The organism is Providencia xihuensis, from assembly GCF_041953405.1.
Taxonomy (GTDB): domain Bacteria; phylum Pseudomonadota; class Gammaproteobacteria; order Enterobacterales; family Enterobacteriaceae; genus Providencia; species Providencia vermicola.
This window is the reverse complement of record NZ_CP169565.1, coordinates 913555-931567: the sequence shown is the minus strand read 5'-3', so window position 1 is coordinate 931567 and position 18013 is coordinate 913555. Positions and strand designations below refer to the sequence as shown.

The 18013-nt window shown below is 39.4% G+C and carries 13 protein-coding genes; 5 read left to right on the top strand and 8 right to left on the bottom strand.

The features are described 5' to 3' along the window. Nucleotides 1–366: 366 nt before the first annotated feature. The 3 genes from ccmB to ACE2AL_RS04015 are packed head-to-tail and all read right to left on the bottom strand — an operon-like array spanning nucleotide 367 to nucleotide 2852. Nucleotides 367–1032 (bottom strand): heme exporter protein CcmB, encoded by a 666-nt coding sequence (gene ccmB, locus ACE2AL_RS04025; protein ID WP_206084699.1) that lies wholly within the window; start codon nucleotides 1030–1032, stop codon nucleotides 367–369. Continuing rightward, the gene (ccmA, locus tag ACE2AL_RS04020; protein ID WP_272539034.1) at nucleotides 1017–1649 is read right to left on the bottom strand and encodes a cytochrome c biogenesis heme-transporting ATPase CcmA; all 633 of its coding nucleotides are present in this window, start codon (nucleotides 1647–1649) and stop codon (nucleotides 1017–1019) included. The genes ccmB and ccmA overlap by 16 nt, the downstream gene beginning before the upstream one ends. Before the next feature lie 24 nt (nucleotides 1650–1673). Next, entirely contained in the window at nucleotides 1674–2852 is a 1179-nt protein-coding gene (locus ACE2AL_RS04015; protein WP_206084697.1) for an ion channel, read from the bottom strand. A gap of 360 nt (nucleotides 2853–3212) precedes the next feature. Between ACE2AL_RS04015 and cptA the strand changes: the two genes are divergently transcribed. Next, the gene (cptA, locus tag ACE2AL_RS04010; RefSeq protein WP_206084696.1) at nucleotides 3213–4922 is read left to right on the top strand and encodes a phosphoethanolamine transferase CptA; all 1710 of its coding nucleotides are present in this window, start codon (nucleotides 3213–3215) and stop codon (nucleotides 4920–4922) included. Nucleotides 4923–4971: 49 nt separating this feature from the next. Here the strand turns inward: cptA and ACE2AL_RS04005 are convergent, their stop codons facing one another. Continuing rightward, nucleotides 4972–5658: a DUF421 domain-containing protein gene (locus ACE2AL_RS04005; protein ID WP_206084695.1), complete on the bottom strand. Its 687-nt coding sequence runs from the start codon at nucleotides 5656–5658 to the stop codon at nucleotides 4972–4974. Between the two features lie 294 nt (nucleotides 5659–5952). On the opposite strand from ACE2AL_RS04005, the gene ACE2AL_RS04000 reads away from it, so the two are divergent. The 4 genes from ACE2AL_RS04000 to ACE2AL_RS03985 all read left to right on the top strand — a co-directional run bounded on the left by ACE2AL_RS04000 (nucleotide 5953) and on the right by ACE2AL_RS03985 (nucleotide 9686). Next, nucleotides 5953–6276 (top strand): hypothetical protein, encoded by a 324-nt coding sequence (locus tag ACE2AL_RS04000; RefSeq protein WP_206084694.1) that lies wholly within the window; start codon nucleotides 5953–5955, stop codon nucleotides 6274–6276. A gap of 192 nt (nucleotides 6277–6468) precedes the next feature. Continuing rightward, the gene (locus ACE2AL_RS03995; protein WP_272574236.1) at nucleotides 6469–6909 is read left to right on the top strand and encodes a GNAT family N-acetyltransferase; all 441 of its coding nucleotides are present in this window, start codon (nucleotides 6469–6471) and stop codon (nucleotides 6907–6909) included. A gap of 73 nt (nucleotides 6910–6982) precedes the next feature. Beyond that, a complete protein-coding gene (locus ACE2AL_RS03990) occupies nucleotides 6983–7249 on the top strand; it encodes a DksA/TraR family C4-type zinc finger protein (RefSeq protein ID WP_272539032.1) in 267 nt (88 codons plus the stop codon). A gap of 430 nt (nucleotides 7250–7679) precedes the next feature. Further along, nucleotides 7680–9686, top strand: a complete 2007-nt coding sequence (locus ACE2AL_RS03985; RefSeq protein ID WP_206084691.1) for a choline BCCT transporter BetT — start codon at nucleotides 7680–7682, stop codon at nucleotides 9684–9686. 158 nt (nucleotides 9687–9844) lie between these two features. On the opposite strand, the gene ACE2AL_RS03980 is transcribed toward ACE2AL_RS03985, so the two are convergent. The 4 genes from ACE2AL_RS03980 to ACE2AL_RS03965 all read right to left on the bottom strand — a co-directional run bounded on the left by ACE2AL_RS03980 (nucleotide 9845) and on the right by ACE2AL_RS03965 (nucleotide 17390). After that, on the bottom strand, nucleotides 9845–10120 hold the full coding sequence (locus tag ACE2AL_RS03980) for a hypothetical protein (protein ID WP_272539031.1): 276 nt from the start codon (nucleotides 10118–10120) through the stop codon (nucleotides 9845–9847). Between the two features lie 79 nt (nucleotides 10121–10199). Continuing rightward, the gene (locus tag ACE2AL_RS03975) at nucleotides 10200–10547 is read right to left on the bottom strand and encodes a zinc ABC transporter substrate-binding protein (RefSeq protein WP_272539030.1); all 348 of its coding nucleotides are present in this window, start codon (nucleotides 10545–10547) and stop codon (nucleotides 10200–10202) included. 12 nt (nucleotides 10548–10559) lie between these two features. Then, on the bottom strand, nucleotides 10560–15692 hold the full coding sequence (locus ACE2AL_RS03970) for a DUF637 domain-containing protein (protein WP_375084013.1): 5133 nt from the start codon (nucleotides 15690–15692) through the stop codon (nucleotides 10560–10562). 24 nt (nucleotides 15693–15716) lie between these two features. Beyond that, a complete protein-coding gene (locus ACE2AL_RS03965; RefSeq protein ID WP_375084012.1) occupies nucleotides 15717–17390 on the bottom strand; it encodes a ShlB/FhaC/HecB family hemolysin secretion/activation protein in 1674 nt (557 codons plus the stop codon). Nucleotides 17391–18013: the final 623 nt, after the last annotated feature.

Genomic DNA, 18013 nt, shown 5'->3' with positions numbered 1-18013 from the left:
ACTTAAATTACAATCGGACTAGCCCCTGCATTTTTATTACACCCTTTAGTATTTTATTTAATGAATTGATTTAAATGTAATATTAAACTGTAAAAAAGTTTTTCATAAAAAAAACAATAGAAAAACCAGCTTATTTAAACGGCGTTAAGTTCACTGATAAACCTTATTAACTTGGCATAAAAATTATTTCCACCATTATTGTTACGTTAAAAAAATAAAAAATAACTAATAGCCACCCAAAAAATGAGTAAATATATCTTATTGATTTAGATTTTATTGTGAACTAGAGCTTGATGAGTGAAAATAACTAAGAAAGGGCGATAAGGGCAATAATTCACCCTTATTTAAAGATAAATGATGTGATTTTTAGCTATTGCTAATATTGATTTTCAATGCTGCTGCAATCGCTAAAGGGGAGAAAGTAATACTTGCGGCAAATAATGCAGCGAGAATGGCAAAATAGCCATCTAATGGCATTTTGAAACTGTGCGCTTCCATGGTACCTGTCGCATAAATCAACACAGGAATATATAAAGGCAATACCAGCAAACTAACTAACACGCCACCTTTTTTTAATGACACCGTCAGTGCTGCACCTATCGCGCCAATAAAGCTTAAAACAGGCGTTCCCAGTAGTAATGTTCCCGCTAATACCATTAGGGTATCGCTAGTAAATGACAACATCAATGCAGCGATTGGTGACAATAAAATCAGCGGTAAACCCGTCACTAACCAGTGTGCAATCACTTTTGCAAAAACAGTGATAAACAAGGGATGAGGTGCCAACAATAGCTGCTCAAGGGAGCCATCAAGATAATCATCTTTAAATAAACGCTCTAAAGAAAGTAAAGATGATAAAATGGCAGCAACCCAAAAAACCCCTACAGAAATACGTGATAATAGCTGTGGCTCTGGCCCAATACTCAGCGGAAAAAGCGTAATGACAATCAAGAAAAACCACAGTGGGTTAACTAACTCAGAAAAACTGCGAAAGGCAATTTTCAATTCTCGTTTAATTAATAACCAAAACATGATTCACCTCCACCCGTCAGTTTTAATGAGCCAAATCGCCCTGACATCGCCTGATGAGAGGTAAACAAAATAATCCCCCCTTGATTAGCATGTTGATGAAAACGCATCGTTAACCGTTCAACCCCTGCCACATCAATTGCGGTAAAAGGCTCATCTAGGATCCACAATGGTGCTTCACTTAACCACAAGCGTGCTAAGTTCACACGGCGCTGCTGCCCTGCAGAAAGCTGGTTCACAGGAATATCTTCAAAGCCAATCAACGAAACTTCCTCTAAAGCCTGCCATATGCTATCCCCTTCAGGCCCTTTATGGTGCATTTGATGATAAAACTTGAGGTTTTCATACGGCGTGAGTAACGATTTAACAGCAGGTTTGTGGCCTAAATACAGCAAATGGCGAGTAAATTCTTCTTTAAGTTTGTCAATCGGTTGATTTTGCCAACATACCTCGCCCTCATCAGGCTTAAGTAGCCCAGCCATCATTCGTAAAAGCGTGGTTTTTCCCGCGCCATTAGGCCCTTCAACCTGCAAAATTTCACTCGGTTGAACGGTAAAATCGAGCTGTTGAAATAAAATGCGATTTTGACGATGGCAACTGACTTGTTGTGCACTTAGCATGCCGTTGATTTCCTGTTTTTTATTCTAAGATTTGGCAATTTTGTTCAACAGCATATCACTGATGGAGTCACTCGATATTGCTTCACCGCAAAGCACTTGCATCAAAACTTCAGAGCCTAAAGTGGATAGAGAAAATAACATGTCGGGTTTAAGCAAGCGGATTTTATCCATATTGCTTTCTTGATTGATCAATACAACGGTTTTTACTGTGCTATCGCTGCCCGCTAACTCCCTCACGCCTAACAAAGCAAATGTGCTAAGTGAGTCACTGTCAGTCATGATCAACACACACTTCGCATGTTTGACATTGGCGGCGGCAAGTAGCTCAGAGCTGGTTGGATCACCTGTGACAATATTGTCTTTTTCAGGGTAATGGCTACGGTGATTCTCTTGACAAATAACGGCTACAGGTAGCTCGCGTTTTTTTAATCCTTGATACACATTGACCGCCATTGGCGTACTACCAATCACCACATAATGATTTTTCATATATGAAAACCTCTTACGCACAATTTCTTTTGTGCCTTTTGCCAATACGCCAACAACATACACAACTGAAGTGGTGAAAATAGTAATACCTAGAATAATGACAGTCACGGTAAATACCCGCGCATCTAACGTCACGGGCACAATGTCGCCAAAGCCAACTGTCGTCATGCACACCAGTGCGAAATAGAAGGCCGTTGTACCATCTTTCACGACGGGTAGGAACTCATTGCCAATATATAAAGTACCGAAAATGGAATATAACAATAATGAAATAATACAGGTAATTGCCACAAACCCCGCGCTGGTTAAGCTGTGATGGTGGTAAAGCTTCCAAAATAATCCCAGTGCAACAAATAAGGCCAAAGAAAAATAACCTTGGTGAATATTTTCTTGGGCTAGTCGTAAATCAACAAATGAAATGATCCCTAATAAAAATAGAGAGAAAATCCACGCGATACGCGCGCCATTTAACATAAAGAGAGAAAGAAAAATGAGTGAAATACCAAGTAAAAAACGCGGAATATCTAATAATTTCATAAACCCTAATGATTTCAACCACTCGGTAAAACCATTTTCACGCCAGTCAATGTAGTCCGTATATGCACTTAAAACAGGCTTTAAAATCATCGAACCATCAATGATGATCAAGATAGAAAGCACTATCCTGATCGTTAAGGATGATCTCAAAAAAGCCACAAACGCGTTATCTAACATGACTGACTTTCATCCTTTTTTAGCAAACCATTAAAACTTTTTATATACCATAAATATAACAAAAGATAATATCAATTCCGTTTGCCCGATAACAAATCGTCATTCGTTATCGGGACATTTAGATTATGAATGATAAAACATCGTCTATAATTGGAAGTCACCTCATTCGGTGATGGGCTAAAATGAGTTAATCTCACTTCCATTTTGCTGAAAAAACAAAACATTAAAGAATACTTAAATATTAGTGATCATGGCCAAACTATTTTGAACTTAAGTTTGACCTGTAAATCTAAACACCGATTTCTCAATTATTTTTCAATATTACTTAGCGATTAAAGAAAATAAGAGTTTAAAAACACTATGCTTAACACTACACGCACAGAGAGATTTAGCTGGTTATCACTACTCTGGCTATTAATCTACTTTTGGTATTTCTCGTCGTTATTGCAACTATATGTGGTCGTCACAGGCCAAAGTAACAGTATCGGGTTAAGGGATTCACTGCTGTATAGCTCTTTATGGCTAATTCCCGCGCTACTTTTCCCTCGGAAAATTAAGCTTATTGCAGGCGTTATTGGGGTTATCTTGTGGCTATCTTCTGTCGTCGCCCTCGCTTACTTTGTGGTTTACGGCCACCAAATCTCACAGAGCGTTATGTTTGTGATGTTTGAAACCAATACCAATGAAGCAGGGGAATTCCTCAAACAATACTTTAGTTTTAAAGTCGTCGGCATCATTCTTGCCTACACCTTAGTGGCTATTTTCTTGTGGTCACGCCTAAAACCCGTTTATATACCGAAAAAAGGCAACGTGGTTGTTTCCTTGCTAATATTGATCATTTTGTTTGGTGTGCCGTATTACAACAAAGGCATCAAACAAGATAGACCACTAGCCAATGTGGCTTCTTATGTAAATAGCAAACTGGCCTATGCAGCACCATGGCAGTTTGTTAGTGGTTACTTTCTCTATAAAAACCAGTTAGCTAATATGGAGGAGTTGATCAGAGACAACAGTAAAATTCCACCGCTCGCCAACTTTGTCGATGCCAATGGCAACACGCCACGTACCTTTGTATTAGTGATTGGTGAGTCCACCAGCCGCGATAGAATGAGTTTATACGGTTATCAGCGCCCAACGACGCCAGAATTAGTAGAACTTGCAAAAGACTATCCTGCTAACTTATCGGTATTTAATGATGTGGTAACGCCACGCCCATATACCATTGAAGCGCTACAACAAATTCTGACGTTTGCCACCCAGACAGAGCCTGAACTGTTTAACTCTCGCCCTTCTATCATGAATATGATGAAGCAAGCGGGCTTTAAAACGTTCTGGATCACCAATCAGCAAACTATGACTGAGCGAAATACCTTACTGACGGCCTTCTCTCGCCAAACGGATAAGCAGTATTACCTCAATAATGATATGGCTCAGAGTTCACGTATCTATGATGACGTGGTATTTGATCCTTTCAAAGAAGCACTTGCTGACCCTGCGGAAAAGAAATTTATCGTTGTACACCTGCTAGGCACACATATGCGTTATGAATTCCGCTACCCAGAAGATAAAGCGATATTTACGCAAAGAGACAGCCTGGTACCTGCTAACCTGAAAGATGACCAAGTCAAAGATTACAACGCGTATGATAATGCACAGCATTATAATGATTATGTGGTGTCAACCTTAATTAAAGACTTTGATTCTTCTAAAGAAAATGGCTTCTTAGTCTTTTTCTCTGACCACGGAGAAGATGTCTATGATACACCACCACATGAAATGTTAGGCCGTAGCGAAGGTAAGCCAAGCAAGGTTATCTACAATGTGCCATTCCTTGTTTGGCAATCACCTGAATGGTTAAGTACCCATCAGTTTGATTTAAAAGAAAAAACAACTCGCCCATTCAGCACGATGGATTTCATCTATGCATGGTCTGACTTAGCAGGCTTTAACTACACAGGTTATGAACCAGAAAAGAGCTTGTTTAGCACAGAGTTTAAACCTCAGCCTCGTTACATCGGCGACCCTGATAATAAATCCTCAATCATGCTTTATGATGATTTGAAGAAATAATGTCATAACAAGTAGGTGGAGTGCATTGCATTTCATCTACTTGCCTATCTTAAGCAATGCTTTTTAGTTCATGTGTACCTTCGCGGTTTATTTTGCCATCTTGCAAAATAAAACTGACTTCACCACGCCAGAACTCCGCTAAGAAAATATCATCGAGCGATTCAATACCTTGAAATTCAATCTGTTGTTTTAACCAAGCTTCATCCCTTTCTATCGATTCCAACTCACTGGTTCTTATCACGCCATCTTTCATTAAAAGTACCGAAGGCATATTTTTTTCATCACAAATGATGGTGAGCTGCCCGTCAGGTTCGATTTGTGCGTAGTAAATTTCTTGAAATGAATGAATACCTTGAGCATGAATGCGTGATGAGATATTGATGATATCTATTTTATTTTTTTTCTTTAATATATTTTCCATAATGAATTGCCCCTTTTTAATAATCGGTATTGGGTTACCAATTGCGACATTACGGAAAAAATTCACTTTCTTTGTTAATAAATTCAAAGAACTAATCAATAAAACACCGATTATTAAGATCGTTATATATTGATACAATGGTATTGTATCACTGTAGATCACCCCTCCGATAATTCCCCCTAAGACAAAATTACCAATGAAATCAATTGGTGTCATTTGAGAGAGCTGCGTTTTTCCAGACAAATTCATATGAGTAATAACGATAGCGAAACCAATAATGAACTTTAAAATGATAAACGAATAATAGTACGTCATATTGCTACCTTTTATATTATCTAATTCAAAACATTTTTTACTTCTTGTGCTTGTACAATCAGTTTAGCCTGTTTACGCCCCTTTAGATGTAATGACTTCACGAGTCATTAAAAACCACGCACATTCAGCACAAGGTTGTAATTAATGATATCAGACAACCAAACATCCTTTTAATATTTCAAAAATTCACCTATTGATTTTATAAAAATCTTAAAACCAGCTATATTAAAATATAAGCATAAATATCAATGCTGAAAAATGGTTTTAAACTCATTTTATTCTAAGGACATATTTATGAATAAGAAAATCATCGCTTCATTATTTTTTGTCGGCCTATTTACTGTCATAACAGGCTGTGATGATTCATCTAAACCCAGCGATACTGTTAAGCAAGCTGAAGAAAAAGCTCAGCAACTCAAAGCTGATGGTGAACAAAAAGCCAATGAACTTGCTGAAGAGACAAAAAATAAAGCTGAGGAGCTGAAACAAAATGCTTCTGATCTTAGCCAAGAAGTTAAAACTGATGCCATTAATAAAGCGGATGAAATTGCAACTGATGTGAAAGAGAAAACAGAATCCATCAAAGCTGAAAATGATGCTAAAACAGAGAATAAGTAATGTTTAAAAAAGTGCGAGAGTAAAACGCTGTAATCGCACTGACTCATGCCCCCAAATGCAGGTTTTTTCGCCTGCATTTGCCTGTTTTATCTATTCCCATACTAAAAAGCACCAAAACCTACCTGTTCCAACGGCTATCTCGTTATATAGTAAACCTTCTTTCATTTTATGACGTCAATACTAGGACTCACCATGGAAATCAAACACAGCCTTGGCCATGCAAACCCTGCATTAGTCGCAGATGCCTTTGACCTACGCCAACAAGTCTTTACCCAAGAACAGGGGTTCCCCGCTGAAATCGATATTGATGAGTATGATGATACAGCACTGCATGTCGTTTTATATTTAAACCAGCAGCCTGCAGCCGTTTTGCGTTGTGTATTGTTAGATAATGGGTTGATCAAAGTAGGCCGTGTTGCAGTGCAAAAATCGCATCGCGGTAAAGGCTTAGGCCGTGAAATGATGAAGTTTGTCCAGCAATATGGTACTGCAAACCAGTATCAAAAAATCGGCCTTTCTGCCCAACACACTGCTATCTCATTCTACCAAAGCCTAGGTTATCAAACCGAAGGGGAAATGTACGATGAAGATGGCATGGATCATATTTTTATGAGCTTATCTTTAAACCGTTAACTTTGCCCTTGAAATTAATTTTCTCGCCGCCATATTAAGATAAGGTCAATTATTAACCAATTAGAGGTATACTATGGCGAACGGCTGGGCAAATGAAAATGCGGTGCAGGAACAAATTGATGCCACGCTCGATGACGCGATTGCGAAAGCACGTGGCCAGTTGCCTTCAGGTGAAAGTGCTGAATTTTGTGAGGAGTGTGGAGAACCTATTCCTGAAGCGCGCCGTTTGGCGGTATTAGGCGTGAAACTCTGTCTAAATTGCCAATCTGAACTAGACAAAAAACAAGCCGCCTTTAGTGGTTACAATCGGCGTGGTAGTAAGGATAGCCAATTAAGGTAACACACTTTTCTTATCAAAGAATTGGCTATTTTTTGCAAGTTAATATCCTCTTTCATCTATCTTCTTTAACTTATTGGTAAAACATATAAATTTATCATTCTTAATTATTAATAAATTGATAATTAACACGATATTTTATCTGTCTTTCTAATCTTATTCCCCACTATTGTTGATCATTCATCCATATCATGGCAGTATAACCGACTATTTTTTAACTTACTGAGGTAGCAAAGACTCGACATTTATGTTTTTTTCGGCCGTTTTCACTGCCAACAACACCACGTATAACGCGTTTTTATTGTTCTTTCTATTACGTTCCCTTAGGGAATATTTTCGCAATTATCCATTGTTTCATTAAGAAGGACTGGTCGTTGCATACCGTTCTCGCTCTTGGTATGCCAAAAATAAAATAAAACAAAAGAAGGTTGTTATGAGTCAAATTGATACTGATTCGAAAAAAGTTCGTTCTAAAATTAGCCCCCCTGTATTTTATAGCTCTGCTATTATCATTTTGGTTATTGTCGGCTTTGCCGCACTAATGCCAAAAGTCGCAGAATCTCATCTAAGTCATCTTCAACAAAACTTGTTTAACAACGCCAGTTGGTTCTACATCCTTGCTGTAGCCATCATCCTACTGAGTGTGACTTATCTGGGACTCTCCCGCTATGGGCAAATAAAGCTAGGGCCAGACCATGCGCAGCCAAATTTTAGTTATGTGTCGTGGTTTGCCATGCTGTTTTCCGCAGGTATGGGAATTGGTTTGATGTTCTTTGGGGTCGCTGAACCCGTGATGCATTACCTCAACCCACCAGTGGGTGATGCACAAACTGTTGAGGCAGCTAAGGAAGCTATGCGTTTGACCTTCTTCCACTGGGGGTTACACGCTTGGGCGATTTATGCCATTGTTGCCTTAATTTTAGCGTTTTTTAGCTATCGCCACGGGTTACCACTGACCTTACGCTCTGCTCTGTACCCTATTATCGGTGAACGTATCTATGGCCCTATTGGCCATGCTGTTGATATTTTTGCGGTTGTTGGTACGGTGTTTGGTGTCGCTACTTCATTAGGCTTTGGTGTATTACAGGTCAATGCAGGCTTAAATCACTTATTTGGGTTGCCAGTAAATGAGATGGTACAAGTTGGGCTAATTGTCACCTTTACCGCACTGGCAACGCTTTCTGTGGTCTCTGGGCTGGATAAAGGCATCCGCATTTTATCAGAACTTAACCTAGGTCTCGCGTTCTTGCTGCTACTGCTGATTGTGATACTGGGGCCGACTGTTCTGTTATTAAAATCGTTTGTGGAAAATACAGGTGGTTATCTTTCTGAAATTGTGACCAAAACCTTTAATTTGTACGCTTATGAACCTAAATCAAGCGATTGGTTAGGTGGCTGGACGTTACTGTATTGGGGTTGGTGGTTATCATGGTCACCGTTTGTGGGGATGTTTATCGCCCGAATTTCCCGTGGTCGTACTATCCGTGAGTTTGTTATGGGCGTGTTATTCGTGCCTGCTGGGTTCACATTAATGTGGATGACATTCTTCGGTAATACCGCCATTGACCTTATCAAAAATCAAGGGGCAGTAAAGCTTGCCGAAACCGTGCAATCGGATGTCTCCCTTGCCCTGTTTGAATTCCTAAATTATTTCCCATTCTCTTCAGTGCTATCATTTTTTGCCATGTTGATGGTGGTGGTGTTCTTTGTCACTTCTGCAGATTCAGGGGCGATGGTGGTCGATACATTGGCTTCTGGCGGCGACTCCAATACCCCAATTTGGCAACGTATTTTCTGGGCAGGATTAATGGGCGTCGTCGCCATCACCATGCTGCTGGCGGGGGGGCTACAAGCGCTGCAAACTTTAACCATTGCCAGTGCCTTGCCGTTTGCAATGGTCCTGCTTGCCTCTATTTATGGGTTATTTAAAGCACTGCGAGTAGATGCTTATAAACGGGATAGCCAACAATTAGCCACCATTGCACCTACGGCAAGCCGTAACCCAATCCCATGGCAACGCCGCTTACGTAATATTGTCTATTTCCCTAAGCGTGCCCATGTGAAGCGCTTTATGGAAGAGTCCGTTAAGCCGTCAATGGAGATGGTTTCTGAGGAATTAGCGAAGCAAGGCACAGTTTGCCATATTCACACAGACAAAGATGACCGTATTGGTTTTGAAGTGGATTTAGGCGACGATATGAACTTTTTCTACGAAGTTCGCCTCCGTTATTATATTCAGCCGTCTTTTGCCTTAGCCGGTATGGGCACAGAAAGTGATGAAGAAAAGAGTGAAGAACAACGTTATTACCGCGCCGAAATTCACCTAAAAGAAGGCGGCCAAGACTACGATGTGATGGGCTGGGCAAAAGAACAGATCATCCACGATATTCTCGACCAATATGAAAAACATATTCATTTCTTACACTTGTTGGGTAAGTAGCCTAAAAAGAGAAGCGTTACCTAAAATGTGTCGATAAAAATTCACAGGCGGCTAAAAATATAGCCGCCTGTTTTTTCCATCTTTTTTGCTCAATTCTATTGAACTTAGAGCTACCTACACCCTATCATTGGGGCTTACTGATTGTTATTACCTGATTTTTATAATAATTTTTCAGGAAGTATTACGTCTTTGCCTTTAACGTAATCCCATACCAAGGTGAATATCTTTTTATATATCGAACTTTCATATTGTGATAGGTGCATTAATAGTTTTGATAGTTCATCAGACGATCTCATTACTGATATCTCACCATCCTCAGGATACGCTATAAAAACGTTGTTAACACCGTTTAAGGATATAGTTAAAAAGGCCTTTCCATTAATATATTGTATATTATTGAGATATACACTACTGACTAAAAACGGCATTTCCATTACTTGCACCTTCCTGTTGTTCCCTGATATATGGAAATATTATAGTTTTTATTTTGCTCTGCAAATTCTAAGCTCGTTTTTAATTAGCTATAGGATTATTTTTTGGACCTAACCATTTTAGTTGCTCTTTTAACTCATCAGGTACTAAATCAAATAACATTTTGATATATTCAATATTTTTTGAGTAAAGTATACTAATTTTTGGCGTGCAGTTTTCATAATAGTATTTAGCTTGATAGTTTAAAAATGATATATCACCACTAGTAAACTCATTAATTAGTATTTTATTTGGCAAGTTATGTATTAGTTCAGATTCATAGTAACATGATAAATCCTCAGATTTTATTTTTGCATCCTGAGATTGAATATTTCTTATGTATGGAAGGATCCAAAATAACATATCTATATATATTTCACTTTTTGTCATGAGATTATCCTATTAATTTCTAGATGGTAATGATTTAGCTCCAACAGGAGCGGATTCGACTACAGTCCACCTTCCATTTTCAATCAATTTATTAATATACTGTGAGTCTCCTGTTTTAATATATATTTCTTTAGCAGCTACCATTCTATGATTGCCTTCTGAAATATAATAAACTCCTTTTTTATCGACATATCCAGCAATAATACCTTCTGGCGCAGTGAATTTATAGTTATTACTGAGCATGTCTATTTTCATTTGATCTACTTGATTAGGGTGTTTTAGACCCGTTTGCGTACTTTTTATTACTGATGTTATTTCATCAGAACCTAGTTTAGATATTGTAAAGGCGCTCTTTTGTATAAGTTGTTTTCCTATCCAACCTAATGAAACAACAGATGCTTGTATTTCAGGATCTGATATTAATACTGCTGCTTTTGTCCAACCCGGTGTTTTTGCGTTTATTTTATTTAAGTCTTGTGAGTTCCAATACATTAAATATTGTTTTGCTAGATCATTTTGCATGACATCAAAGCCGAGGTAACTAGCCCAGTAAGGCCTTTTAGCTAAATCAAATGCATTTGATATTCTCGTTTTAGTGATATCTTGTGTAACTAATGGGTTATTAGTTATTTCTAAATCTAAATTTCCACTGTTTATTATGCTGAACATAGCATACTTTTTTATTTGTGTAGCTTCACAGCTTGTATTACCTGCACATTTTTGCATATTTCTATCAAAATCCATGGCAAGTTCGTGGAGTAGATGGTTAAACCTGAAGGTACTTTCTGCCGAGTCCGCGCCACTGTAGACCCCTCCTGGCTCACCAGTAAATATTGCACCCGCAAATCCACCCAGTACTCGGGATAATTGAGCGTATTTCTCAGAATCTTTTTGCCACTCTTTTTCATTGATTAAATTATTGTTTAGCGTAATTCCTGCTAACTGAACAGCAAGACTACCAACTATTGCCCCTTTTGCATTTCCACCTGCAATTTCAGCGCTAATACCCGAAACCACAGAATGGCCTAAAAGCTTGCCTGAGTGACCTAAAATGTCCCCTTTATCCCCAATAAGTTTGGCTCCCTCCGCATTCACCTGACTCCCGATATTACTGAGTAAGGCACTCTTAAAGTTATCAGTGAAACTACCGCCTTGTATCGTGGTATTCACGGTTGAGCTAATCACAGATTGCGCGGCAACACGTTGAGCAACCTTATTCCAATCTCCATTACTTAATAGCGGTAATTTAGCATCTGCTGGGTTACCTTTAGTCCATTCCATTTTTACGTCTAGGCCATTGAGCGCTCCTGAAATCGCCATTTGGGTAATAATAGATTTGACGGTATCACTTTTGCCTAGTGAATTAAGTGTCTTGGATAGATTTCCTTGGTTTTCAGCCAGAGCGACCGCCGCTTGCGTGGAGAGTGCTGTCATTCCAGAGTATGCTGCCCCAGAAATAATAGTGTGAGCTGTACCTTGTGTTCCTGATGCTGCCCATGCAGCAAAATTTTGAGCTGTACCCGATGTCATCGCTGCAACGGTTATCATAATCAACGCAGCAGCAACCGGGTTTAAACTCTGGCTTTTATAATCCCAACTGTCATAGGCATCTTTAACTAAGTTCCACTGTACATCTTTACGGTCTTTTAAACCCGCGAGCCATTTTGTACCCTCGGTTTGTCCAAGGGCATTCAGGGCATTTTGTAAGCTTTGATTATTTTTCGCTTTAATGTCTGTTGTGATGCCGTTTGCGGCATCGATGGTCAGTTTGCCACCAATATGCAGGGCGGGCAGTATCCATTTATCTTCGGTATACCCTTTGTTGCGTTGAGTGATATAAAACCCTTTCGAGTTAGAAATTACTTGCTCAAAAGTGGTGTTCTTGACCGCTTTGAAATTCACTTTACCGGTTTGGCTGGTGATTTTGGCATTCTTGCCCGCATTAATTTTGGTGGCTTCTAACGTGACATCATCTTTGGCGTACAAATTAATATCGCCACCTGCGGTAAACTCAGTGACTTTATTTTTGGTTTCACTGCGCGTTTTTTTGACTTCTTTTTTGGTGATGCAAAGTGTCCATTTATTGCATTTTTTCTTTTGCTCTTCATAGTGGCTGGTTTCTTCCATGGCTTGGGCATAGAGATACCCACCTTTTGCCGCAATATCCATCGCACCTTTGGCAACGAGACGAGACGCTTGGAAAAGGATGCTCCCCTCAGACAAAATGGTCAGGGTTTTACCACTATTAATTTCAGTTCCAATTTGGCGATATAGCTCTTCAAATTTTTTCCCTGACTGTTTTCGATAATTCGTTTTGACCGACTCTAAGCGCACATTTCCGCCGCTTGATAATGTGATATCACCTAGGGATTTGATTGTGCTGCCTTGTGCGGTGAGTGCGCCATTGGTGGCCAGCGTAACGCCTTTATCACCAGAAAGTGTCGAAGTCACATAACGTACATCTTGGTTATCTTCATTGGGGTTGGGAATGGCAGAGTAGGCGGTAGCGGTTAATTTAATATCACGACCTGACAATGCAGTAATTTTGTCTTTGGATTGAAGATTAGCAGATTGCAAGTCAATATCACGTGCGGCATTTAACGTGATATTGCCATTCGCAATAAGTTGAGAGCGTAGCTCTGGGTAGCGATTGGTCTTGAATACATTGTCGGCATCTTTAATTGCCTTAGAGCCTAACAAAATATCTTGGCCTGCATTGAAAGCGATTGATTTTCCACTGTTAAAGGTTATTCCTCGCGCTTCAATATTTTTACCTGCAGTGAGGTTTATTTCCCCTGAACTCACCCAACTTCCTGTTTTCGTGAGTAACTCATTGATATTTTGGGTAGGCTCTGAAGCCGCGAGTTTCATTAAATTGGATTCATCGCGACGAATAACAATACTGTCATTGGCAATAATGTTCAGAGTCTTGGCTTTATTAAGCAACGTATTTTCAAATATCATGCTTTTTCCAGCATTGATAAGAAGAGCGTTTGTCGCGGTTAATTGATTTAAGCCAGTATTGGTGTTCAGCGCTTTAAATATGGGGGACTTAGTATTTTTTAAAAAAATGTTCCCATTTTTTGAAATAAGGGTGATATCTGCACCAGATAATGTATTTTGACTTAAATTTAAATCTTTTTGTGTTAATAGTGAGAGGGACTTTACCGCACTTAATTCGCTTCCTGCGATGTTTAATAGTTCACTTAATAGCGTTATATTGTCGGCTATTAATTTTGAATTATTGATATCTAACTGATGGGTATTTATAACCATATTTTTAGCAGAAAATGGTGCCGAGTGAATTGTCGTGCTGTAATTTACTTGGTTGTATTCAGAGGCAACCGCAGGCGACAGGATTATTTTTTGAGTAAAATCCAAGACTAAATTGTTTCCTGCTCGAATTCCTTGATTGTCTTTTGCTTTATTTTCAAAAATTAATTGTTTGATTACTTCCTCTTTTTTGTAGGGAATTTCAACCCAAATACCTTGAATAGGGTATCCATTTGCATGAGTAATGCTGTCTTGGTTTTTATCCTGTCTGTATATGAAAAAATCATTTACCCGATAGCTATAACGCGGCTGATATTCTAATACTCCTCCTGTCATGATAACATTGTTCTTGGCGGTAATAAGACCATTATGGTTATTTATCTTATTACTATTGAGGTAAGCGTGTTTACCGCTAATTATTTCACCTGGTTTTGATAATGAATTTAAAGTGAGTAATGTTTGTCCTGTATTAACCCAAATATCTTTATCTATATACTCTAAATTATCTTGCGCAAAATTAGCTTTACCAAACCATTTACTAGGTAGATTTGATGTTATTTTTGCTATGAATTCAATATCATATTCATCATTGTAAGCTCTAACTTTATAAAGTTGTAAGTTTTTATCTGTAGAGTTTGGCGTTAATTCTTTCACTGTCATATTCGAAGAGTCACTGTCATTTACGAGCGCTTTGCTTCTAACAATCAAGTCCCCTGCATTGGTTTTTATCGTCCCCGATTTATTCTCAATCAAGGTACTCAAATCCCCCTTGGCATTCTTTTGCATCCACAAATTATCTTGAGCCTGAATAAGGGCGCCATTACCCGTATTACTGATTTTGTCAGCAAAGACACGCATATCCTTGCCTGCGGTCACTTTTCCGTTATTGGTCAGGGTGTTGGTGGCTAATGTGATGTCTTTGGCGGCATTCACATTGGCATTGGCGTTAATTTGCAGGTTTTTGGTGCTGACATTAATGCCTTTTTTCCCTTGAATATTGCCTGCAAGGGTAATTTTGCCATCGACGGTTAACGTCAGGTCATTTTGGTTGGTTTGCACATTGCTGAGATTAATTCCCACCCCAGCCTCGGTGCTGACCAATTTCACTTGGTTGGCATACATCCCCCCAAGTGCCTTGGTATCCACAGAAATACTCGGTTTTGCCCCTTCACCTGCAATGGGTGTCACTGTGCCTTTTTGAAAATCAACACGGTTGGTGCCTTGCATCAGAGTCAGGTTTTTGGCTTTGATTTGCCCATTCAGTTCAGTGGCGCGACTGATAATATCGGCATAGGTTTGCGCTTCGGCATTTAGGCCATTGGCACCGATAACCACACTGCCTTTTTTCACTTCAACCGCGGACAAGGCACCCTTGTTATCCAGGATGGGTTTCCCCGTGGTCAAGGTAATCGCTGGGGTATTCACAAAGCTACAGCCATTGCAGGTAATGCCATTCGGATTGGCAATTAAGACGTTTGCTTTAGCGCCAGCAACCTCTAATTTGCCTTGCAGTTGTGAGCGACTACTACCTGTGACTTCGTTGATAATCAGATTGGCAGCATTTCCCTTTAAATTGGCATTGGCTTTGATTTGCCCCGCGATTTGAGAATTCACATTGGCAGTGGCGTTATTGAGTACCGCGCCTTGCTTATCAACATTAAATTGTTGAAATTTATTGTGCGATATCCCTGCCCCATTTGGTGTGGCGATATTAATAATCGGGACGTTATTTTGTTGGCTGATTTGTGTATTTTTATCTGCCGCTGTCATGGCAGCTCCCCAAGCGGGATGTAAGGGGTAGACAGCGGTTAAGAAAATAATGGTGTAACTTAATAGCCGCTTAGGGCGCGAAGGCAACTGTTCATTTAGCATAAATAATCCTTTAAAAACGTAAAGCTACAGAGAAAATGAGACAGACCAATAGGCCGACCAATTGTCTGGTTTAAGTTGTGACGGATAATGCAAAGGCTTGCTGAGTAAAAACTGAGAATAAAACAGGCTATTGCCAGTAAAAGAGAGACCAATGGCTCCCCCCGCTAGGGTGTCATGTTCAACGTGGTATTTATCTGAGGCAATAAACCCGTAATCTAATGCACCGATAAAACGCAGTTGCCCAATTGCCGTATTGGCGATGTCTTTATTGACTTCATTACGCCAATAGCCACCTCGGTTACCACTTAAAGACTGCTCATGGTAGCCTCGAACAGAGTACTGCCCGCCGATGCTGATGCGTTCAATGCCGTATAAATTATCGGGCGAATATTGGCCGTAAAATGAGGTTAGATAGGTCAAACCATTGGGAAAAAAATACTGATAGCTACTGCTTAGACTAAATTTGCGGTAATGGCTACGGGGTGAGTCTTTCGCGAGGGTGTCGGGTGAGGCACCAAAGGCGGATATTCCCCATTCAGCCGCAGGGTTAAACGTGAAGTAACCTTGCCCGAGCGTGGTGCTGTACTGCGGAGTAAACGAGAGGGCGGTTAAGGTTGGGCTGCTAATCGTCAAGGTTTGGGACGCTAATTGCGTAGTCGCATTTTTATGTTTTAAGCTACTTTGTAGTGTAAGCCGTTGCTTCCCATCGCGATAAACTAAGCGGCTGATATCAAACTGTTGATTGGTGTTTTTGCCTTCATAACGGTATTGCTGGCCCGATGCCTGAAACGGTTGTAACGTACTATTACGGTAAAATTGGTAACGGTAAGACCAATAGCCATAAGGCACATTCAAATTCGCAACAATATAACGATTATGGTGGGATGGGCTTCCATCCATATCTGTATTGGCCGAGGCTGACCACTGTTCACCAAACCCTAAAGGGGAGTCCACCGTTAAACTACCAGTAAGTAGCTGTTTTCCCGTTGCTTTCATGCCTGAATTATCAAAGCTCAATTGGCTCGTGATAGGCCATTTTTTCCCTTGCTGATGAATAATAATCCGAGAGTAGCCATTCTGGGTTCCTGGCTGGATATCGATAGTGTATTTGGCAGATGATAATCGGTTGAGTTGCTCTAACCCCTGTTCAATGTTCCGTAAATTTAATATTTTACCTTGTTGATGAGGAAATATTTGATGAACTAAGCGCTCAGGGGAATTTTCAATCTCAATTGTTTCAATATGCCCTTCAATGACTTGTAAGCGCAATTGATGTGAGGATAAATCTTGCTCAGGAATGATGGCTTGAGAGGTAATAAACCCCTGTTCCATATAATAATTAGTCACATGCTTGGTGAGCTCGTATATTTCACCCAGCGTGAGGCAGCGTTTTAAGTAAGGTGAAGTTAATTGGGTTTGTATTGTGCTACTAAGCCGTGTTGCACCAACAAATTGGATCTCGCTGATAGGGAAACATATTTCATCTTGGGAAGGAGGAGGCAAAACACCCTCAATGGGGATGGTAGTTTGTTTTTCCAATAAATTACGTTGGCTTAGCTCCGACTCCAATCGTTGTTTCTGTTCAAATTGAATGCTTTCTTGTGTCGAGGGTAGCAGTTGATTTTCTGTATAGCCATAAGGCGAAATCATGAATAACGTTGAGAATAATAAACACCATAAAACCTGATTATTTGTCATTTTATTTGAGTTTACGTCATTAATAGTAAATTTTACGTAATGTAACTCATTATCATTATCTGTTTTTAGATAAAAAAGAACCACCATAACTAAAATTGAATATTTTCATGTTTAATACGGTTTTTTGTATTTTTTCATTAAATTATTTCGTTTAACCCCTCCTTAACCGTAAAAATCAATGTCAAATGCTAGAAATCAATTGATTGATTTTATTGAGAATGATTTCGTTGAAGAATTTGTCACAAGTCACTCTACAGGTAATTTCACAATGCTAAAAAGGATATGACAGTAAGGGATTTAGAGCTTATCTAATAAGTATAAGTGAAGCTCGACTTCAGTGAATCTACAGGGAAAATAAATCATTTAAGTAATAGCTATACTCTAAATAATTCGAATTGCAGGAAGGCGGTAATTGAAGATAGTTTGATGAACATACACCAACATATGGCCCAACTAACCAAGTGCCAGCAACAACGTCACAGTGCGAAATATGACGAAGGCAAACTAATTTCCTAGATACAAACTAATTTTCTAAATAGTTCGAACTCTAGCAAGGCGGCAATTGAGGATAGTTTGGGGGGCATACACCAACATATGGCCCAACTAACCAAGTGCCAGCAACA